The following is a 20,810-nucleotide window of genomic DNA, read 5'->3' as shown; positions in this document are numbered from 1 at the left end:
CACGTTTCACATAAACGTCAATAAGCCCACAATTGCATACCTGCCCACCTACCCTCTTGTCCTTGGAAGGCACCATGAACTCACTGTCCGACCCACGTCTTGGCATTCCGGAAACCGACCTGAACCGGTTGCGGCACTGCACTCACCACAACCCGCATGAGTTTTACGGCGCGCATGTCATCGACGGTGACACCGTGGTTCGTACCCGCCAGTTTGGTGCCCGGGAAGTTGTTGTTGTTACGCAGTTCGGGGATTTCAAAGCGGAAGCGCTTGGTGACGATATTTTCGCCGCTCTCGTTCCGCGCGCGGAACTCTTCGACTACCGACTGCGCGTGACCTGGGAAAACGGCACTATCGAAGAACGTGCCGACGGCTACCGCTTCATGCCGACCCTCGGCGAAGCGGACATGTACCTGATTGGTGAAGGTCGCCACGAACGACTCTGGGAAGCGCTTGGTGCGCACCCAACCAGCTACGACACCGAAATGGGCACGGTGGCAGGTACCCGCTTTGCAGTGTGGGCGCCGCATGCGCAAGGCGTGGCTGTCGTTGGTGATTTCTGCATGTGGAATGGTGCGCAGCTGCCAATGCGGTCGATGGGCTCCTCCGGTGTCTGGGAACTGTTTGTGCCAGGTGTTGGCGTGGGTGAAACCTACAAGTTTGCGATTACCACCAAGGAAGGGCACCGCCGCGACAAGGCCGACCCGATGGCGTTTGAAGCGGAAATCGCGCCGGCGACCGGTTCTGTGGTGACCAAGTCGGACTATGAATGGTCGGACGCGGAATGGCTGGATAAGCGCGCACAGACCGACTGGCAGAAGGCACCGATGAGTGTCTACGAGGTGCACCTAGGGTCGTGGCGCACCGACATGAACTACAAGAAGGCCACCACTGAACTGGTGCAATACGTCAAGGACATGGGCTACACACACGTGGAGCTGATGCCGGTGGCCGAGCACCCATTCGGCGGTTCTTGGGGCTACCAGGTGTCCGGCTACTTCGCGCCGACGTCGCGTTGGGGCACGCCAGATGAATTCCGTGCCCTGATTGATGCTTTCCACCAAGCAGGCATTGGTGTGATTATGGACTGGGTGCCAGGCCACTTCCCTAAGGATGACTGGGCGCTGGCGCGCTTTGACGGTGAAGCATGCTACGAGCACCCAGACTGGCGCCGCGGCGAGCAGAAGGAATGGGGCACGCTGGTCTTTGACTTCGGCCGCAATGAAGTCCGCAACTTTCTCTATGCCAACGCACTGTACTGGTGCGAGCAGTTCCACATTGATGGCCTGCGCGTGGATGCCGTGGCTTCCATGCTGTACCTGGACTACTCCCGTAAGGATGGTGAATGGCTTCCGAATGAGTACGGCGGCCGCGAGAACTTGGATGCGGTGCGATTCCTGCAGGAAACCAACGCCACTGTCCAGCGCGTCTTCCCTGGCGTGTTGACCATTGCGGAAGAGTCGACGTCCTGGCCGGGTGTGACTGCGCCGACGGATCAGAATGGCCTGGGCTTCAATATGAAGTGGAATATGGGCTGGATGAACGACACGTTGGAGTACTTCTCGAAGGATCCGGTGTACCGCAGCTACCACCACAACGAAGTGACCTTCTCCATGGTTTACGCCTGGTCGGAGCGGTTCGTGCTGCCGTTTAGCCACGATGAAGTGGTGCACGGCAAGGGTTCGCTGTGGGGCCGGATGCCGGGCAACGCGTGGATGAAGGCGGCGGGGCTGCGTACGCTGCTGGCCTACCAGTGGGCGCACCCAGGCAAGAAGCTGCTGTTCATGGGCCAGGAGTTTGGCCAGGTCCACGAGTGGACGGAAAAGCACAGCTTGGACTGGTCGGATATGGAAGGTTGGGAAGGCGAATTCCACCGCGGGATTAAGCAGCTGACTCAGGACCTGAACCGGGTGTACGCGGAGAACCCGGCGCTGTGGACTCGCGACAATGATCCGCGTGGTTTCAGCTGGATTAACGCCGATGACTACCAGAACAGTGTGCTGTCCTTTGTGCGCTACGGCGATGACGGTTCAGCGATTGCCTGCGTGTTTAACCTGTCGGGTACCAGCCACGATGCGTATCGGATCGGTCTGCCACACGCGGGTCAGTGGGCCGAGATTTTGAACACTGACGCGGCGGTGTACGAAGGCGACAACCAGGGCAACTCTGGTCTGCGAGTGGCTACCGATTACGGCTGGAACCACTTCCCGTACTCCACGGAGTTGGTGCTGCCGAAGATGTCGGCGGTGTTCCTGAAGTACGAAGGCTAGTGCGCTAGATTCGAACGCCCGGTTCCGTCATTTGTATGGGGCCGGGCGCTTTTTGACGTTTAGATAGAATGCATGTTCTATTTTCTGAGCTTTCCGGCGGTCGTTCCGTCGCAAAGCCCTGATACAGTCGAACGCATGAACGACCTAAGGAAACCGCACCCACCGCAAACTTTCCAGGCGCACTTTCTACCGCCAGGCAGCGTGACGCAGCGACGCTGGTCAATTGAAACCACGATTGACCCCGCTACCTGCGTGATGCTGCAGCGCAACCAACACACGTTGGATTTAGCTATGTTGCTGACCCCGCCGACGTTGGAAACGAGCTTCGACGAACATTTTCGCGAATTCGGCGCGCATCTGGGGCTAGCACGTTGGCAGTTCGAGAAGTACGCCACTATTGGGTGGGCATTAACTAGGCTGCCGCTGCTACGGCACTTTTTACGGTACCGGCCGATTCTTAATTTTGACCATTTACGCCACATTGCTGACACAGTATTTCCGCTTATTGACGAAGTGACGCTGGCTGAGCTGGACCTACATTTGGCGGAGTGGCTGGAGCCTCGCATTGAGAATCAGGCGCTGCCAACTCCGCGGACACTGCTGAATTTTTTAAAGCGCGTCATGGAGGAAGTCGACCCAAATTTTCGGCCGATTGATCCGAAGGAGGAGAACGCGCGAGAGAAGCAGGACGAGCGGAATGAGCAGCAGCGAAGGCGTCGTGAAGGCGAATATCACGTTGATGACCGCGATGAAGGCACCTCTACGTTCTATCTGACGCTAGCTAAGGGCGACGCAGAGCTGGTGGTCACCGCGGTGAATAAGCTGGCGACGCGTGAGGGGATAACAAAGGCTCAGGCATTGCTGAGCTTGGTTCTGGGTAATGCGTCGATTTCGACGACGCTGCACCTATATGCCAACTCGGATGTGCCGATGGTGTGGACTGAGCGGCTTGGCTGGTTGCGGCCGCATGTTGCTGCGCCGCTGCTGGAGCAACTTATCGGTGTGGATGTACTGGGAGCTTCGGTGCCTGCTGCTACCGAATCTTATGTGCCGACCGCAGAGCAGCAACGATATGTGCGCGCCCGTGATGGCGTGTGCCGAGCTCCTGGGTGCGATGTGCCGGCGCATCGATGCGAAATCGACCATATTGTGCCGTTTGATGCCGGCGGAGAAACCGATGTCACTAACCTGCACTGTTTGTGCAAGGCGCATCACCAGCTGAAGACAGCGCGATACTCGCATCTGATTATGGCGTTTTCGGGTGTGCAGGTTTGGGCGAATACGAATGATGACTCACTGACCTATACCGTTCCGCAGGGGCCGCTGACGAAGCACTACCCTGTGCTGCAGTTCAATCACATGCAGCAGGCTCAAGCAGAACGGGTGCAGGAGCACAATCGTCGTCGCGCCGAAGCTGCTGCAGAAGCTGCATCCGACGCGGCTGCCGATGCTGCTGCCGACGATTGCGCGAGCTGCGGCGAACCACCGTTCTAGGGTGCAGTGGTCATACAGCGCAGCGGACTAATACAGCGCAGAAGCCATCTTCTGCCGAGCCGCGACAATCTCCGGAGCTGCCGCATCAAAACCGTCGAAGTATGCCAGCAATGCATCCTTCGCCGCGATCTTTTCCTTACCAGAGGTGTGCTGCATGACCCGGACCACAACATCGAATGCCGCAGGGAGTTGACCAATAAGAATCAGTTCATCAGCAGCTGCGATTGCAGCATCGAGATTGCCAGGGGCTGCTTCAGACGCAGCCACGGCATCCGCAAGTGGATCCGCGGATTCTGGACGAGCAGCCTGCCGCTGCAGAATCTGCGCATGCAAGCGCATCGCCTTGGCGCCGTCATTCTTCGGGTCCTGCTCGAGAACTGCGTTGTACTCAGCGATTGCAGTGTCATAGTCGCCATTAGCCAGCGCTTCGTCTGCCACAGCGAACTGCTGATTCGCGCCTGCGCCAGCCCCACCGACACCGCCCGCGCCAACACCGCCAGCCCCGCCAGCCATGCCAGCATCGTCCCCGGCGCTCTGCGTCCCCGGTGCAGCCATGCGAGTGCCTTCCGGCAGTCCCTGCAGCTGCGGACCAACCTGCGAAATCACTTGGCCAACCCACACCGAAATCTGCTCCGCTGGCTGCACACCTGGCAGCACCGCCACCGGCTGCCCCGCTGCCCACGCAATCAGCAACGGCACCGACTGCGCCCCCACTGCCTGGGCCATCGCCGCGGCAAGTTGCTGCTGAGTTTCAGCGTTCAGGTACCCAAAAATAAACGCAAGATTGCTTTCAGACGCCAGCTGCTCCAGCTGACTGCGCATCGTTTCGCTCTCTGGCAACGACGGCGCCCCCAGCAGCATCACCACGGGAACTTGCTGCGAACGAATCGCAACCTCCGCCTCCAAGTTCTGCTGAGAAATTTCCAGATACGGTGCCAAGCCCGCACCCCGCGGTCCAGCATTCTTAGCAGCAGCAGCCTTCGCTTCAGCGCGTTGCTTCACGGCAGCAAGGTCAACGGCGCCAGCGGCAAAACGTGATGGTTCAGTCATACGGACATCGTATCGCAGAGCACTTTAGCCCCGCCGCTGCCAGCAACCCCGATGCCAATGCCGCCGGTCATCCTCGCGGTAGCCCCATTCCACCGGCCACGCCACAATGTGCGCCACTCCCGGCGGAATTTCTTGTTGGCAGCCCGGGCATCGGTACCACTTCACGGCCCGCGCAGAAGGCACGATGCGCACATAAAAGTCCTCCGCAGCCAGCTTCCCCGGCCCAGCTTCGGTGCGAACCCCCATCAACTGGGCCCCGTCCCGAGGCAGCGCCCGCCCCGCGCCGAAGTTCCCCGACCGACCGCCATATCCCCCGCGACCGCCATTATTATGCCGACCGTTTCTACGCTTCCCGCGCCCCACCGTGCACCGCCCCTCCCTTCGAACCAGCTACCTAGAACAGACGCAGTTCATCCGATTCCACACCGCGCATCTCGTCGTAGTCGAGCGTCACGCATCGAATCCCGCGGTCTTCCGCCAGGGTCCGAGCCTGCGGCTTAATCTCCTGCGCCGCGAAAATTCCCTCCACCGGCGACAACAAGCTATCCCGGTTAAGCATCTCCAGATAGCGCGTCAGCTGCTCCACGCCGTCGATACCGCCGCGTCGCTTGACTTCAATCGCCACAGTCTTGCCGTCGCCATCGCGCCCAAGAATATCCACCGGCCCCAGCGCGGTTGGGTATTCCCGGCGAATCAGGCGGTAACCGTCACCAAGCCGATCCATCTGTTCCGCCAGCAACTCCTGCAGGTGGTCTTCCACGCCGTCTTTCACCAACCCTGGGTCCTCCCCCAGTTCGTGCTCGGAGTCGTGATGAATCTGCGCGATGGTAATCCGCAGCTGCTCGCCCTTTTTGTTCTCTACAATCCACAGCGCCTCGCCGGTTTCCTCACCGGCCTCGTCCAGCACAGGTTGTTCCTTCAGGTCGCAGGGCGGCGTCATCCAGTTCAGCGGCTTGTATGCGCGGTCGTCGGCATGAATACTCACCGACCCGTCCGCTTTGACCATCAGCAGGCGTTCCGACATCGGCAGGTGAGCCTGCAGTCGGCCGACATAATCCACAGAACAGGTAGCAATGACAAGACGCATGGGCACCACAATACAGGGCACCGAAAATGGCCGGTAACCCGTTGTTAATTGGTTAGTTGTGCTTATTGACGTATTGGGGCCGGCAACACATCCGAGCCCGCGAAAACGCTAGTACTTGTGCTTCGAGCGCTGCTGCAGCTTATGCCAGTACTGCGACTTCGACGGCATCACAGTACGCGACGACGGGGCGGATTCCACCCACGCCACAAACGCTGTGTATGCCGGAGTGTCCACCGCAATTTCGTACTCTTCACCCTCATTGGTGATGAGCGTGACTACCTGCGTATCTGGGTCCATGAAGGAACGTTCCGACGTAGACAGTGCCCGAGGTTTCGAAAGCTCTGAATCTGGCCGAGAAATACACAAATCAGCGCCCGGTCGCAGCGAACGCAGGCGATACACCTTCAAATGATCTTCCCGGAAAATGACAACGGCATGGCGCCAATCCGATGAAGACCCGCCAGCCTTCCGAATCAAAACAGCCATGCCATTTGAACGCAGCACACCGAAGCGCCACAACCCGATTGCGGCCATGACAAGCAGGGAGATGACAACTAAACAAAGAACGATTGTTTCCATCTCGACCTCTCGACCGAACTGAGACTATTCACCTTGAACCGTCTAGGTATAGCTATCAAGGGTACACAGTCTGCGGTAGCGAGCCAAACGGCCAAATAAACGTCAATAAGCCCAAAAATGCCGAAATGCCCCGGCCTGCCTTTTACAGCAAACCAGGGCACTACGGGGGCGAAGTCGGTCGTGAAGGACCGGGAGCCGGGATTACTTCTCCTGAGCGCGAGCCAGAGCACGCTTCTCGGCATCAGCCAAGTCGCGGTCCTTTTCGTCCTCAGAATCAGCCAAGGCCTCGACTTCGGCAGTCGAAACTTCCGAAGCCCACTTGGCCACTTCGGCCAGAACGGTGATCTTCTCCGTGGACACGGAGAGGAAGCCGCCCTGAACCGCGGCGACCAGCTTCTCGCCATCAGCAGTGCGGATAACCACCACACCGTTGTCTACGAGCTGGCCGAGGAAGGGCTCGTGGCCCGGAAGCACGCCGATCTCACCTTCCAGGGTCTGAGCCGTCACGGAAGTGGCAGTGCCCTCCCAAAGCTTGCGCTCGACGGCGACCAATTCAGCGGCGATTTCAGCCATGTTCCGTCACTCCCCTACTTCTTCATCTCGGCGTACTTCTTCTCGACATCGTCGAGACCACCCAGACCGTCGAAGGCCATTTCTGGGTAAGCGTCAAAGTCGCCCTTGCAGATACGGTCGAAGGCTTCGATGGTGTCCTTCAGAGGGACGTAAGAACCTGGCAGACCGGTGAACTTCTGCGCAACGAAGAAGTTCTGGCCGAGGAAGCGCTGCAGACGACGTGCACGAGACACGGTGATCTTGTCTTCTTCACCCAGTTCGTCCATACCCAGGATGGCGATGATGTCCTGCAGTTCCTTGTTCTTCTGCAGGATGTGAATAACCTGCTGAGCAACGCGGTAGTGCTCGGCACCAACGATGCCTGGCTCCAGGATGCGGGAGGTCGAGGTGAGTGGGTCCACTGCTGGGTAAATACCCTTAGAAGCAATGGAACGCGACAGCTCGGTGGTGGCATCCAGGTGCGCGAAGGTGGTGGCTGGGGCTGGGTCGGTGTAGTCGTCGGCAGGGACGTAAACGGCCTGCAGCGAGGTAATCGACTTACCCTTGGTCGAGGTAATGCGTTCCTGCAGCACACCCATTTCGTCAGCCAGAGTTGGCTGGTAACCCACAGCGGAAGGCATACGACCCAGCAGGGTCGAAACCTCAGAACCGGCCTGGGTGAAACGGAAGATGTTGTCAATGAACAGCAGCACGTCCTGGTGCTGAACATCGCGGAAGTACTCCGCCATGGTCAGGCCGGACAGTGCGACACGCATACGGACTCCAGGAGGCTCGTCCATCTGGCCGAAGACCAGAGCAGTGTCCTGCAGCACGCCCATCTCTTCCATTTCCAGGAAGAGGTCGGTGCCTTCACGGGTACGTTCACCCACACCCGCGAACACGGAAGTACCGGAGAACTCACGTGCAATACGGGTGATCATTTCCTGAATCAGAACGGTCTTACCGACACCGGCACCACCGAACAGACCAATCTTGCCACCCTTAACGTAAGGGGTCAGCAGGTCAATGACCTTAATACCGGTCTCGAGGATTTCAGTCTTACCTTCGAGCTGGTCGAACGCAGGTGGTTCGCGGTGGATGGACCACTGCTCACCATCGCGGCCGGTGCCTGGGGCGTCCAGGCAGTCGCCCAGAGCGTTGAAGACGTGGCCCTTAACAACGTCACCAACTGGGACGGAGATTGGGTGGCCGGTGTCCACAACAGCAGCGCCACGGACCAGACCATCGGTAGGTGCCATGGAAATGGTACGAACCAGGTTGTCGCCGAGGTACTGAGCGGTTTCGAGGGTAATGGTCTTTGCCACGGACGGGAGGGTGACCTCCACGTGCAGGGCGTTGTACAGCGCAGGCAGTTCGCCGCGTGGGAATTCCACGTCAACAACTGCACCGATAACACGGACGACTCGACCGTTGGACGCGGTCGTGGTGTCCTGCTCAGAAAGAGCGGTGCTCATATCTAGTCACTTTCTCCACTGTCGTCCAGCGCATCGCTGCCGCCGACGATTTCGGTAATTTCCTGGGTAATTTGCGCCTGACGGGCCTGGTTTGCAACGCGGGACAGGTCCTTGACCAGCTCGGTTGCGTTGTCGGTTGCAGACTTCATCGCGGTACGACGAGCTGCGGACTCCGACGCCGATGCCTCCAGCATGAACGCGTACAGGGTACGCGACACGTACTGCGGCAGCAGGGCATCCATCAGGGTTTCTGCGTCTGGCTCGAAGTCGTAGTCCGGGGTTGGCTGTTCCACGTCAGTTAGAGCGGAGTCACCGATGGACATTTCTTCGGTCTCAATCACAGGAACCAGTGGCAGCAACTGGTGTGCAGTTGCAACCTGGCTCAGCATGGACTTGAACTCGGTGTACACAACGTGCACCTGGTCAAAGCCCTGGATTGGCGTTCCGTCAGTGCGGACACCGTCGCGCCACTTAGCTTCGCCCTCCGAGGAGGCGAGAAAGCCGTCAATCATGTGGCGACGCACGTCGTGGGTTGCTGCCCAAGCAGGATCCTGGGAGAAACCTTCCCACGTGCCGGCAAGTGGTTCGCTACGGAAGTCAAAGTAGTCAATGCCCTTACGGCCAGTGACGTAGTAGACGGTTTCGTAGCCCTCATCTTCCAGCAGCGCACGCAGCTCTTTAGCCTTTTTCAGCACGTTGTGGTTGTAGCCACCGCACATGCCACGGTCACTGGTGACAACCAAGATGGCCGCCCGCTTACCGTTCTCACGCTCGCGCAGCATTGGGTGCTCCAGCGAGGATGCCGATGCCAGGCGCTCAACCACATTCGTGATTTCCTGAGCGTATGGCAGGGAGTCGGCAACCCGGCGCTGAGCCTTGGTGATGCGCGAGGTGGCGATCAGTTCCTGAGCTTTAGTGATCTTCTTCGTCGAGTTGACCGACTTAATGCGGCTTCGAAGCTCTCGAATACTAGCCATTCGCTATCGCCTCCCTTCCTTGTTGATTACGGTCATTCGGCTCACAAACCTACTTCGAGGCCTGCTTGCGGGTAACCGTGATCTTCTGCTTTTCGACGTCAGCAGCATCCAACGCATCAACTTCAGGCTCGTTGATGACAGGGGTGCCATCAGTGGTCTGGAACTGACGCTTGAAAGCTTCGGTCGCCTTCAGCATTGCGGAACGAGATGCATCGTCAAATGCCTTGCCGCCAGCGATAGCTTCGTACACTTCTGGAGCGGATTCGCGGATGTACTCCTGAACCTCAGCTTCGAAGCGACGGATGTCTTCGACTGGAATGGAGTCGAACTCGCCCTGGTTAGCCAGTTCGATGGAAACCATCTGGAACTCGACCGACTGTGGCTTGTTTTCGTCCTGCTTCAGCAGCTCGACCAGACGCTGGCCACGCTCCAGCTGAGCCTTCGATGCGTCATCCAGGTCAGATGCGAAGGTAGCGAATGCTTCCAGGTCGCGGTATGCGGCCAAGTCCAGACGCAGGTTACCGGAAACCTTCTTCATACCCTTGGTCTGGGCAGCGCCACCCACACGGGAGACGGAAATACCGACGTTAATTGCCGGACGGACACCCTGGTTGAACAGGTCGGATTCCAGGAAGACCTGGCCGTCGGTAATCGAAATAACGTTGGTAGGAATGAAGGCCGAGACGTCGTTTGCCTTGGTCTCAATGATTGGCAGAGCGGTCAGGGAACCAGCGCCCATGTCGTCGCTCAGCTTCGCTGCACGTTCCAGCAAGCGGGAGTGCAGGTAGAAGACGTCACCTGGGTAAGCTTCGCGGCCTGGTGGGCGGCGCAGCAGCAGGGAAATCGCACGGTAGGCTTCAGCCTGCTTGGTCAGGTCGTCAAAGATGATCAGGACGTGGTTGCCCTGGTACATCCAGTGCTGACCCAGTGCAGCACCGGTGAATGGTGCGAGCCACTTGAAACCAGCAGAGTCAGATGCTGGGGCAGCAACGATGGTGGTGTAATCCAGCGCACCGTTTTCCTCCAGGGTGCGGCGAACCGCAGCAATGGTGGAACCCTTCTGACCGATAGCGACGTAGATGCAGCGCACCTGCTTGGTCTTGTCGCCAGATTCCCAGTTGGCCTTCTGGTTCAGGATGGTGTCGATGCAGACTGCGGTCTTACCAGTCTTACGGTCACCAATGATCAGCTGACGCTGACCGCGACCGATTGGGGTCATCGCATCGATAGCCTTCATACCGGTCTGCATTGGCTCTTCAACCGGCTGACGCTGCAGCACGGAAGGGGCCTGCAGTTCCAGCACGCGCTCTTCTTCAGCTTCAATTTCGCCCAGGCCGTCAATCGGCTGGCCGAGTGGGTTGATGACGCGGCCCAAGAACTTGTCACCGACTGGCACGGAAAGCACGTCGCCGGTGCGCTTGACCTCGTCACCCTCCTTCAGAGTTTCAAATTGTCCAAGGACAACAACACCAATACGGTCTGCTTCGAGGTTCTGAGCAACGCCGATGACGCCGCCCGGGAACTCGAGCAGTTCGTTGGTCATAACCGATGGCATGCCAGAAACCTGGGCAATACCGTCGGCAGCACTAATCACTACTCCAACCTCCTCACGGGAGGCCTCCGGGGAGTAGCTCGAGGTGTAGTTCGCAATAGCGCTACGGATCTCGTCGGAGGAGATCGTCAGCTCCGCCATGTTCTTCCTGCTCTCGTCTGTTATTCCAGCAAAATTTGTCTATGTGGTGTCGCGGTCTCGCTACTTAAGCGAGGTCGCGACGCAGCTGTGCAAATTTGTTTGCAAGGCTGCCGTCAATGATTTCGTCGCCAACGCGGATGACCAGCCCACCGAGGAGGCTGGGGTCAACCTCGGTCTGGATGGACATTTCGCGGCCGTAGATGCGGTTCAACTTTTCGCGCAGGGTCTGTTCCTGTGCGTCAGTCAGCGCAGTTGCGGCGATTACTCGTGCAACCGTGCGATCGTTTTGGCCAGCGGCCAGCTCCGCGAGGGAGGCGAGATCATCGACCGGATTTTTGTCTGGTCGGCCGACTGCCTGCAGTGCCAGAGCTTCAGTAACCGCAGTTACCTTGCCGTAGAGCACCTTGGCTAGCAGATCACGCTTGGCGGCGGAGGTGGAATTCTTGTCCGTAAGCAGCTGTACTAGCTGCGGCTGTGCGTCCAAAGTCCGGCCCAGGCGGAAGAGTTCTTCTTCTACCTGAGGCAGCTGTCCCTGAGCTGCTGCGGAACGGAGCAGGGCGTGACGGCCCATGCGTACCAGTCCTGCGCGCATCTCACGAGGGTTGGACCAGACCTGTGCTGCGGCATCTGCGACTGCGGTAAGCGCCTCTGGCGAAACCTTGCCTTCAAATACCGTGCGAACCAGGCCAGAGCGCTGTTCGGCGGTAGCCGAAGAGTCGGCTGCCGCGACACGCAGGCCGCGGTCGGCGTCGAGAAAATCGACAACCTCGAACAACTCGGTACCGGTCTGTGCGGCAACAGGAATCGGGTTTGCAGAACCGTCAATGATCTCATTAACGCGCTGCAACGCGACTTCTAGTGCTTCGCGGCTCGCTGCGTGCATGTCGCTCACTTCCCTGCCACTGCCACGTCGTCGAGCTCACCGAGGAACTTGTCAATGGTCTCAGACTTCTTGAGGTCATCAGACAGTTCACGGCCGAGGAGACGTTCTGCGAGGTTAACCGAGTTCATGCCCATTTCACGGCGAAGATCAGTGATGACCTGCTCGCGCATAGCCTGCAGCTGCTTCTCACCGCTGGCGATGATTCGGTTGTTTTCCTCGTTAGCCTTGTCAGTGGCTTCGGCGATAATCTTCTGTCCCTGTTCGCGGGCCTCTTCACGAATCTTGTTCGCTTCCTGGCGTGCTTCCGCGAGCTGGGAGTTGTACTTGTCCAGGGCAGCCTTAGCTTCAGTCTGAGCAGCTTCAGCGCGCTCAATACCGCCTTCGATGCGGTCCTCACGCTCGGCCAGAACCTCCTGGAACTTCGGAATGATGAACTTCCAGAAGACCCAGAGGATGACCAGGAATGGAATGAGGGACCAGACGATGTCGTAAGACGCAGGCAGCAGTGGGCCGACTGGGTTGTCTAGCGGGAGGGATTCACCCTCAGCCGCGAGAAAGTAAATGTTCGTCATTGGAGTCCTCTCCTTGGGATTTCGGTCTTGTTAAAAGACGCGAATTAGAAGAGGAAGCCGGCGACCAGAGCGATCAGTGCGAGGGCTTCGACGAAGGCGATACCCAGGAACATGGTGGTCTGCAGCTTGCCGGCCATTTCAGGCTGGCGGGCCATGCCCTCCAGAGCCTTGCCGACGAGGATGCCGATGCCGATACCTGGGCCGATGGTGGCGATGCCGTAGCCGAGTGCACCGAGGCCGGTGATGGTGGATTCTGCAGCGTCCTGGGCGAGGATGAGTTCGTTCATGGTTATTGCATTCCCTTTCAGGTTGCCTGACCGTCTTTCGGTTCAGGCGTTAAGGCATGTTGGTGAAGGAGCGATATTCAGTTAGCGACCGGCTTCCCCGCGGGGCTCGAGGGGACGACCGAATCAGTGTTCGTCAGCGTGCAACGACAATTCGATGTAGACGGCGGTCAGCAGAGCAAAGATGTATGCCTGCAGAACCACAATCATGAGTTCGAAAAGGGTGAACGCAACGGCAGCCAGCACGGTTGCACCAGAAATCACGGTCCAAGCGTTGAACTGCCAGAAGAAGAAGTTCGTGGCAGCGAACAGAAGAACCAGAATGATGTGACCAGCCAGCATGTTGGCCATCAGACGAAGAGTCAGAGTGACCGGACGCAGGATGAACGTCGAGAGGAATTCGATCGGCACAACCAAGAAGTGCAAGAAGAAAGGCAAGTTTGGAATGACGAGCGAAGACTTAACGTACTTGAAGAAGCCGTAGCGGGAGGCACCGGCCCACACCATGGCGACATAACCAACCAGAGCCATCACCAACGGGAACGCAATACGAGCGTTCGGGGAAATGTTCAGACCTGGAATGATTGTCGGCAGGTTTGTGAAGACGGTGGCGAAGAAGATGGTTGCCAGCAATGGAAGGTAGCGGCGACCAGCCTTCTTACCGAGAATTGTCTCGGCAATCTGCACCCGCACGAAGTCAAGTGCGATTTCTGCGACGTTCTGAAGACCACGCGGAATCACCTTTGGATTACGCATGGCAATGAGGAAAAAGGCCAACAGCAGAACGATCATCAAAAGACGAACGAACACCAGTCGGTCCACGGCGAAGACACCGCCGGCGAATTCTGTAAGCCACAGACCGCCGTTATCCCCGTAGTGCCCCGGGAAAATTTCGTTTCCCAATTCAGGCGTATGGAATTCGCCCTTCATGGAAAGTGTTGTAACGCTCAGCGTTCTCTCCCGTGTTCGGGCCGCTAACCAAATGATTAGCGGTGCGATGGACATCTTTAGAAAACGCGACCGCCGCGGACTCCGTCGCACATCTGCGCAGCGGTCACTCGGACTCACTCCTCCGTCAGCGGTAAATCACTGTAGCCACCGGCTCTAGATTCATTCCGCAGCTTTGTCGCTTTGTCCATCGGTCAGACTATCAGCATTTCGATTCGGTAACTGAAACGAGATACCCCATGCAGATGCGATACCTTTATTACCGATTCTTTATCGGCAGCTCACAGGGGGTTTAAGCGACTCTACGACAATTTCCCGGCACTGTGAGTTGGCTCTAGGGGTAGTAAATGGGGGGGAATATTTTAAGTGTTTACGTAAGTCACACGACTGGTAATTACGCCATATGCCTCAACAACAATGGTCACCAAGGTCACTGCGATTACTGTCACGCCAAAGGCTGGACGGTCGTAGAAGGTCATGTCCTTGAGCACCGAGAAGATCACAAGTAGCACTACGATTTTCAGCAGCCAGCTGCCCAAAACCACCACGCCGGTAATCATGACGTCAGTACGCGCAGTGGCGAACACTGACAGGGCCGTAGCCAAAACGAAACCACCCCCGATGGCACCGCCAAGGAGCACACCCCAGATACCAGGGAGATCGCGCAGACCCCCCCAGACGGCAAGGGAAATGATGGTGATTACGATGGCGGCCCATGCGCCGAATTTCAGGGCTCGTTCTAGTGGGCGGCGGTGGTCATCGAAGTCCTCATCGTTGATGAGATCCGCGCCCAAGTCGTCTATTGAAGAATGTTCAGTATCCGTCACGTCTTCAGACTTTACTCACCCGTAGGTGACGGTTGCACTGGGCGGCCCGACGAAGGGTGCTTCGGGGTCTGATTCCGCATCTGACGCCACCCCGGCAAGAAAGTAAATAACGTTGCGCCAATAATCCCGAGCCCAAAGCCCACCACTACGAACTTCGCTGGGAACATAGTGGTGCCCACGGCAGCGAACGCCACAACCGACACCCAGGTGCACAGCACGAGGACCACACGACGGTGAGAATGCCCCATATCAAGGAGTCGGTGATGCAAATGCATTTTGTCCGCAGAAAAAGGTGAGAGCCCTTTCGATGTTCGCCGGACAATGGCCAACAGTAAGTCCAGCACCGGGACAGACACCGCCGCGGCGACAATAATGAAAGGCGAAATCAGGGCAACAACGTCCGCTGTACCGTACATCGCCAAGCTGAGCCTGCCGGAGGCAGACACAGAGGCGGCAGACAGCAGTAAGCCAATGAGCATCGCACCGGAGTCGCCCATAAAAATCCGCGCCGGTTCAAAATTGTGTGGCAAAAAGCCCAAGCACATGCCGACTAGAGCCGCAGAAATCATTGCCGGCGGATAAGCCGACACTGCCCCACCTTGGTCATGCAGCACCGTCAGCGAATACAACAGAATCGCCAAGGCGGCGATCAATCCCAAACTGGCCGCCAGACCATCAAGGCCGTCGACGAAGTTGATTGCGTTAATCAAGGTAACCGTCAACAGCACCGTCAAAATGGTGGACAACACCGGATCCAACACCACCGTGGTGCCGCCGCCAATAAACGGAATGTAGAACAGATAGCCTGATAGGCCCATCATGCTCATCACTAGCGCCGCGACAATCTGGCCAACCAGCTTCGTGATGGCGTCCAAGTCAAAAATGTCGTCCAAAATACCGACACCAACAATGATGAAACTAGCCACCAGCACCGCAAGCATATCTGGGGTGACCGGCGGAAATCCGCGAGTCAACGCGGGCAATAGCTGCGCCATCAGCCAAGCAGCAAGAAAACCGGTGAACATTGCCACCCCGCCCAGCCGGGGCTTAGGGATGGTGTGCACGTCGCGGGCGCGTGGGTCGTCTAACACTCCCATGCGCACCACAATCCAGCGCACAATGCCAGTGGTGAGGTAGGTGGTTGCCGCAGCGATAAGGACGACAAGTGCAATTTCGCGCAGCGGAACACCGGCTCCCCCAGTTGATGCAGCTAGGAGAACCGGTTCAGCAGCAGCGGCGCGCACAGTCACAGGCAGGCGAGCCCCTTACTAGTAGCTCGAGCCGTGACGCAGCGCGTTCGGGTCCTTGTTCAAGACCTCCCCGATCTGCTCCGCAGACAAGGCACCTTCACGCAAAATGCGTGGTTCGTCGCCCGAAAGGTCCACAATCGTCGATGGCTCACCAATGTCGGCCGGCCCACCGTCGAGGTATACCGACACTTCACTGCCCAGCTGCTGCTTCGCCCGGATGCAGGTCGTCGCAGGGGCCGAACCGGAAATATTCGCCGAAGACACACCCATTGGGCCGGTCTCCCGCAGCAATTCAATCGCCACTGGATGAAGCGGCATCCGCAGCATCACCGTGCCGCGGGTATCACCCAAGTTCCATGGCAAGCTCGGCGCTTGGTGCACCACCAGCGACAGCGAACCTGGCCAAAACGCTTCCACCAGGGTGCGCATTGCGGGGGTTACTTCGCGAACAAGGCCGTCGACGGTATCCCAAGAGCCAATCAAAACTGGTACCGGCATGTCCGGACCGCGGTGCTTAGCTCGCAGCAACGATGCCACCGCATCATTGTTGAACGCGTCGCAGCCAATGCCGTAGACGGTGTCGGTTGGCAGCACCACTAGGCGGCCGCCGCGAACCGCAGCTACGGCCGCGGCAATGGCATCGTCGTGTACCTCTGGGTCGAAAGTCTCGTAGACCTGACTCATTGTTCTTCAGACTCCCCTACTTCTTGACTTTTCGGAAGGTAACGCGCAGTTGTAAATCTATCGCGGCCGGCTAGGTCGCGGTGGGTTGTGATGTCAGCAAACACACCGGCTGCGGACATCAGATCGGACACATCCGCGCCCGAATCGTCATCATGCTCAATACCAACCACACCGCCTGGTGCCAACAGTTCCACAATAGTGCGCAACATTGGCCGAATGACATCCAAACCATCCGAACCACCGAAGACCGCATGGCGCGGATCAACCGCAACCTCTGGGCTGACCTCAGTGCCATCCGGAACATACGGCGGGTTGCTCACGACCACCTGCGCCCGGCCCTTCAGGTGGGAAAAGCGCGCCGAATCAGTCACATCAGCCTGCGCAAACCGCACATGGTGGGTATCACGCCACCGCGACAGCTGCGCGCGCAAATTCTTCTCCGCCCAATCCAGCGCCGTCGGATCCAGCTCCACACCAATAACTTCGGCATCAGGCACTAAATCCGCAATAGCCAGCGCGATGGCACCAGAACCAGTACACAGGTCAAACACCAGCGGCCGTTCATCCGGCGCCGTCGGCAGTTCCTGCAACTGTTGCACTGCCCAATCAACGAGCAGCTCGGTTTCCGGGCGCGGGATAAACACCCCCGGCCCCACCTTCAGCTCAATGCCAATCATGGGGGCAGTGCCCAAAATATGTTGCAATGGTTCGCGCATCAGGCGACGCGCCACTAGGTTCGGCAGCTCCGTCAGCAGTGGCGAGTCTTTCGGAACGGTCTCGTTGTGCTGCAGCATCAGCTGCCCGTCATCCCAGCCAGTGACCGCTTGCACCAGCAGCCGAGCTTCGGCGGCAGCGGATTCAATGCCCACTGCCGCGAGGTCTTCCGTCACGGTGGACACGATGCCGCGCACCGTGGTTCCACGGGAAAACACGTGCTTACTCAGCTTCCAATCGTGCTGCGCGCTCTGCGTCAGACAGCGCCTTGAGCAGGTCATCTAGCTGACCGTCCAGCACCTGGTCCAGGTTGTGGGCCTTGTAACCAATGCGGTGGTCGGTGATGCGGTTTTCCGGCCAGTTGTAGGTGCGGATGCGCTCAGAGCGGTCGGCGGTACGAACCTGCGCTGCGCGACCTTCCGCGGCTTCGGCCTCGGCGGCTTCTTCCTGCAGCTGCTGCAGACGAGCGGCCAACACCTGCATGGCGCGGGCGCGGTTCTGAATCTGCGAGCGTTCCTTCTGACAGGTCACCACTAGGCCAGTTGGCAGGTGGGTAATGCGTACGGCGGAGTCAGTGGTGTTCACGCCCTGACCGCCCTTACCGGAGGATCGGTACACATCGACGCGAATGTCCTTCTCGTCAATCTGCACATCTTCGACTTCATCCGGTTCTGGGTACACCAGCACTGCGGCGGCAGAGGTTTGAATTCGCCCCTGCGATTCAGTTACTGGGATGCGCTGCACGCGGTGAACGCCACCTTCGAACTTGAAGACCGACCAAGCTCCGTCTCGCGAAGGCTGCTTCAGACGCATGGACATGGTCATGTCCTTTACGCCGCCCAAGTCCGATTCGGACAGGCCCAAGATTTCCACTGCGAAACCGTGCTTTTCGGCGTAGCGCTGGTACATGCGTGCCAGTTCGCCAGCAAAGAGTGCGGCTTCTTCGCCACCGGCACCGGACTTAATCTCCATGACGATGTCATCACCGTCGTGTGGGTCGCGTGGGGCCAGCAGGTCAGCTAGCTCAGTTTCGAGCTTTTCAAACTCTGCCTGCAGACGGTCCGCCTCGGCAGCAAAGTCGCTGTCTTCGTGGGCCATTTCCCTGGCGTCGGCAAGATCCGCCCGGGTTTGTTCCAGTTTTTTGTGCGTATTGACGATAGGTTGCAGCTCGTTGAATCGTTTGCCAACTTTTCGAGCACGCTTTGCGTCATTGTGCAGGTCTGGGTCAGCGAGCTGAGCTTCCAAACCCTGATATTCGGCTAGGTAATCGTCAACAATGCTCACACCTGATGTGTCAGCCATTACAGCTCCTTATCCAACATGTCGTCGATGTCGACGTCTTCTGCCATCGGAGCGGAAGAGGCGATCTGAGTGAGGAATTCGAGGTTAGTCTTCGACTTCTTCAGCTGCTTAATCAGGGTGTCGATGGCCTGCTGGCTATCCAGGCCAGAAAGAATGCGGCGGAGCTTGTGCATCACGCGGGCTTCTTCTGGGGCTAGGAGCAATTCATCCTTACGGGTACCGGAAGGTCCCACGTCCACGGCTGGGAAGACGCGGCGTTCAGAGATCTTGCGGTCCAGCTTGAGTTCCGCGTTACCGGTGCCCTTGAACTCTTCGAAGATAACGGTGTCACCAGCAGAACCGGTCTCCACCATGGCGGTAGCGATGATGGTCAGCGAGCCGCCTTCTTCAATGTTGCGGGCAGCACCGAGGAAACGCTTCGGCGGGTACAGCGCGTTGGAGTCCACACCACCGGACAGGATGCGTCCGGAAGCTGGCGAAGAGTTGTTGTACGCGCGGCCCAGACGAGTAATGGAGTCGAGCAGCACGACGACGTCCTGACCCATTTCGACCAAGCGCTTGGCACGTTCAATCGCCAATTCCGCGACGACAGTGTGGTCTGATGGCGGACGGTCGAAGGTGGAAGCAATAACTTCACCGCGAACGCTGCGCTGCATATCCGTCACTTCTTCAGGACGTTCGTCAACAAGCACAACCATCAGGTAGCACTCTGGGTTGTTGGTGGCGATTGCGTTGGCAATGTTCTGCAGAATGGTCGTCTTACCCGCCTTCGGCGGCGACACAATCAGCGCACGCTGGCCCTTACCAATCGGCATGATGAGGTCAATCACGCGGGTGGTGAGGATTTTCGGTTCGGTTTCCAGGCGCAGGCGGCGGTTCGGGTACAGCGGAGTGAGCTTGCCGAATTCCTTACGCTGCGCGGACTGCTCAGCTGGCAGACCGTTAATGGTTTCGACCGATACCAGTGGGTTGAACTTGCGGCGGTTGTTGCGGCCGCCGTGGTTCTGGTTGCCGCTGGAGTTAGCGCGAATGCGGGTCTGGCCGGTGACGGCGTCACCGCGGCGCAGGCCGTACTGGCGGATGACACGCATGTCGATGGCAACGTCCGATGGTCCTGGCAGGTAGCCGGAGGTGCGGACGAAAGCGTGGTTCTTTTCAATGTCGACGATGCCGGCTACTGGCTGCAGCACATCGTCTTCGCGCTGCTGGTTGTTGTCGCGACCGTCGCGGCCCTCGTTGCGGTCATCGCGGTCACGGCCTCGGCGACCGCGGCGGTTACGGCGGTTGCGGCGTTCGCCACGGCCATCGCGGCCGTCGCGGTCATTGCGGCCATCACGGTTGTTGTCGCGGCCATCACGGTTGTTGTCCCGGTCATTACGACCCTCGCGGTCGTTGCGGCCTTCGCCGTCGTTCTGGTCGCGGCTATCCTGCTCGCGGTTTTCGTTGCGACCTTCGTTGCGGTCGTTGCGGTCTTCGTTCCGGTCGTTCCGGTCGCGGTTGTGCTCGCGCTGGTCGCTGCGGACGCGGCTACGGCGAGCGCGACGCGCTGCGGAGCGGGAATCGGAGCGGTGCTCGTCCCCACCATCGTGGTCACCATCGTGGTCGCCGTCGTTGTGGTGGCTGTCGTTTTCCGACTTATGCTCAGCCTTATTCGCCGATTCGTCCTGCTGCTGCGCCTGCTGTGGCTGAGCATCAGACTTCGGTGCTTCGTTCTTTGGAGCCTCGTTCTTCGGCTGCTCGGACTTCGGCTGCTCGTTCTTCGGCGCCGGTTCCGCCTGAGGCTCATTCTTCGGAGCCGGTGCTGCTCCACCGCCGGACTTGCCCCCACCGGCGTTTTGGATCGCGGCGATAATGTCGCCCTTGCGCATGCCCGACAGGCCCCGAATCCCCATTTGGGTTGCCATGGCGCGCAGTTCAGGCAGCCGCAAGGCAGTCAGAGGTGCTGAAGAAGCAGAATTGGTGTCCGTTTGCGTCACGGATTTCCTTTCGTATTTTCCCACCCGATCCGTGCAATGCAGGCGCCGTTGCGCGGCATTACAGAGGGGGAACGCTATTTTTTGCGCCGTTTCAAACAAGCACGACACGCCGCCAGAAAATTACTGGGGAGAGCTTGGTGAAACCTCACTGGTCTTTCCAAATACATTATTAACCTAGCGAGACACCTGTAGA

General features: G+C 58.5%; 20 protein-coding genes. 2 read left to right on the top strand and 18 right to left on the bottom strand.

Annotation, left to right across the window (positions count from 1 at the left end; genetic code table 11):
* Positions 1-74 precede the first annotated feature (74 nt).
* The gene (gene glgB, locus A3EC_RS0102945; RefSeq protein ID WP_018023675.1) at positions 75-2,270 is read left to right on the top strand and encodes a 1,4-alpha-glucan branching protein GlgB; all 2,196 of its coding nucleotides are present in this window, start codon (positions 75-77) and stop codon (positions 2,268-2,270) included.
* A 135-nt stretch (positions 2,271-2,405) separates the two neighbouring features.
* Entirely contained in the window at positions 2,406-3,764 is a 1,359-nt protein-coding gene (locus A3EC_RS12350) for an HNH endonuclease signature motif containing protein (RefSeq protein WP_245532923.1), read from the top strand.
* 27 nt (positions 3,765-3,791) lie between these two features.
* Here A3EC_RS12350 and A3EC_RS0102935 read toward each other — a convergent pair whose 3' ends face one another.
* The 18 genes from A3EC_RS0102935 to rho form a co-directional block, all read right to left on the bottom strand.
* Complete coding sequence (locus tag A3EC_RS0102935; protein ID WP_018023673.1) at positions 3,792-4,814, bottom strand: tetratricopeptide repeat protein; 1,023 nt, start codon at positions 4,812-4,814, stop codon at positions 3,792-3,794.
* A 24-nt stretch (positions 4,815-4,838) separates the two neighbouring features.
* Positions 4,839-5,060 carry a hypothetical protein gene (locus A3EC_RS12685; RefSeq protein WP_245532922.1) on the bottom strand — a complete coding sequence of 74 codons (222 nt, stop codon included), beginning with the start codon at positions 5,058-5,060 and terminating at the stop codon, positions 4,839-4,841.
* Between the two features lie 148 nt (positions 5,061-5,208).
* Entirely contained in the window at positions 5,209-5,901 is a 693-nt protein-coding gene (nucS, locus tag A3EC_RS0102930) for an endonuclease NucS (RefSeq protein ID WP_018023672.1), read from the bottom strand.
* Positions 5,902-6,009: 108 nt separating this feature from the next.
* Positions 6,010-6,480 carry a DUF2550 domain-containing protein gene (locus A3EC_RS11185; RefSeq protein ID WP_018023671.1) on the bottom strand — a complete coding sequence of 157 codons (471 nt, stop codon included), beginning with the start codon at positions 6,478-6,480 and terminating at the stop codon, positions 6,010-6,012.
* Between the two features lie 201 nt (positions 6,481-6,681).
* The gene (locus tag A3EC_RS0102920; protein ID WP_018023670.1) at positions 6,682-7,053 is read right to left on the bottom strand and encodes a F0F1 ATP synthase subunit epsilon; all 372 of its coding nucleotides are present in this window, start codon (positions 7,051-7,053) and stop codon (positions 6,682-6,684) included.
* 14 nt (positions 7,054-7,067) lie between these two features.
* Positions 7,068-8,507, bottom strand: coding sequence for a F0F1 ATP synthase subunit beta (gene atpD, locus A3EC_RS0102915; protein WP_018023669.1), 1,440 nt, complete (start codon positions 8,505-8,507; stop codon positions 7,068-7,070).
* A 2-nt stretch (positions 8,508-8,509) separates the two neighbouring features.
* Positions 8,510-9,484, bottom strand: coding sequence for a F0F1 ATP synthase subunit gamma (locus tag A3EC_RS0102910; protein WP_018023668.1), 975 nt, complete (start codon positions 9,482-9,484; stop codon positions 8,510-8,512).
* A 49-nt stretch (positions 9,485-9,533) separates the two neighbouring features.
* On the bottom strand, positions 9,534-11,177 hold the full coding sequence (gene atpA, locus A3EC_RS0102905; RefSeq protein WP_018023667.1) for a F0F1 ATP synthase subunit alpha: 1,644 nt from the start codon (positions 11,175-11,177) through the stop codon (positions 9,534-9,536).
* A 64-nt stretch (positions 11,178-11,241) separates the two neighbouring features.
* Entirely contained in the window at positions 11,242-12,060 is an 819-nt protein-coding gene (locus tag A3EC_RS0102900; RefSeq protein WP_026162135.1) for a F0F1 ATP synthase subunit delta, read from the bottom strand.
* 5 nt (positions 12,061-12,065) lie between these two features.
* Positions 12,066-12,632: a F0F1 ATP synthase subunit B gene (locus A3EC_RS0102895; RefSeq protein WP_018023665.1), complete on the bottom strand. Its 567-nt coding sequence runs from the start codon at positions 12,630-12,632 to the stop codon at positions 12,066-12,068.
* A gap of 44 nt (positions 12,633-12,676) precedes the next feature.
* Complete coding sequence (locus A3EC_RS0102890) at positions 12,677-12,919, bottom strand: ATP synthase F0 subunit C (RefSeq protein ID WP_018023664.1); 243 nt, start codon at positions 12,917-12,919, stop codon at positions 12,677-12,679.
* Between the two features lie 123 nt (positions 12,920-13,042).
* Complete coding sequence (gene atpB / locus A3EC_RS0102885; RefSeq protein ID WP_018023663.1) at positions 13,043-13,846, bottom strand: F0F1 ATP synthase subunit A; 804 nt, start codon at positions 13,844-13,846, stop codon at positions 13,043-13,045.
* Positions 13,847-14,226: 380 nt separating this feature from the next.
* Positions 14,227-14,691 carry a Cg1360 family ATP-synthase-associated protein gene (locus A3EC_RS0102880; protein ID WP_425386766.1) on the bottom strand — a complete coding sequence of 155 codons (465 nt, stop codon included), beginning with the start codon at positions 14,689-14,691 and terminating at the stop codon, positions 14,227-14,229.
* Between the two features lie 11 nt (positions 14,692-14,702).
* The gene (locus A3EC_RS11180) at positions 14,703-15,941 is read right to left on the bottom strand and encodes an MraY family glycosyltransferase (RefSeq protein WP_018023661.1); all 1,239 of its coding nucleotides are present in this window, start codon (positions 15,939-15,941) and stop codon (positions 14,703-14,705) included.
* 18 nt (positions 15,942-15,959) lie between these two features.
* Positions 15,960-16,625, bottom strand: a complete 666-nt coding sequence (locus tag A3EC_RS0102870; protein WP_018023660.1) for an L-threonylcarbamoyladenylate synthase — start codon at positions 16,623-16,625, stop codon at positions 15,960-15,962.
* Positions 16,622-17,557 (bottom strand): peptide chain release factor N(5)-glutamine methyltransferase, encoded by a 936-nt coding sequence (prmC, locus tag A3EC_RS11175; RefSeq protein ID WP_018023659.1) that lies wholly within the window; start codon positions 17,555-17,557, stop codon positions 16,622-16,624. Before prmC ends, A3EC_RS0102870 begins: the two co-directional genes overlap by 4 nt.
* Positions 17,558-17,561: 4 nt before the next feature.
* Positions 17,562-18,641: a peptide chain release factor 1 gene (gene prfA / locus A3EC_RS0102860; protein ID WP_018023658.1), complete on the bottom strand. Its 1,080-nt coding sequence runs from the start codon at positions 18,639-18,641 to the stop codon at positions 17,562-17,564.
* Complete coding sequence (rho, locus tag A3EC_RS0102855; protein ID WP_018023657.1) at positions 18,641-20,617, bottom strand: transcription termination factor Rho; 1,977 nt, start codon at positions 20,615-20,617, stop codon at positions 18,641-18,643. The genes prfA and rho overlap by 1 nt, the downstream gene beginning before the upstream one ends.
* Positions 20,618-20,810: the final 193 nt, after the last annotated feature.

It is taken from the genome of Corynebacterium ulceribovis DSM 45146, assembly GCF_000372445.1.
GTDB classification, from domain to species: domain Bacteria; phylum Actinomycetota; class Actinomycetes; order Mycobacteriales; family Mycobacteriaceae; genus Corynebacterium; species Corynebacterium ulceribovis.
This window is presented reverse-complemented; position numbering and strand designations above follow the sequence as displayed.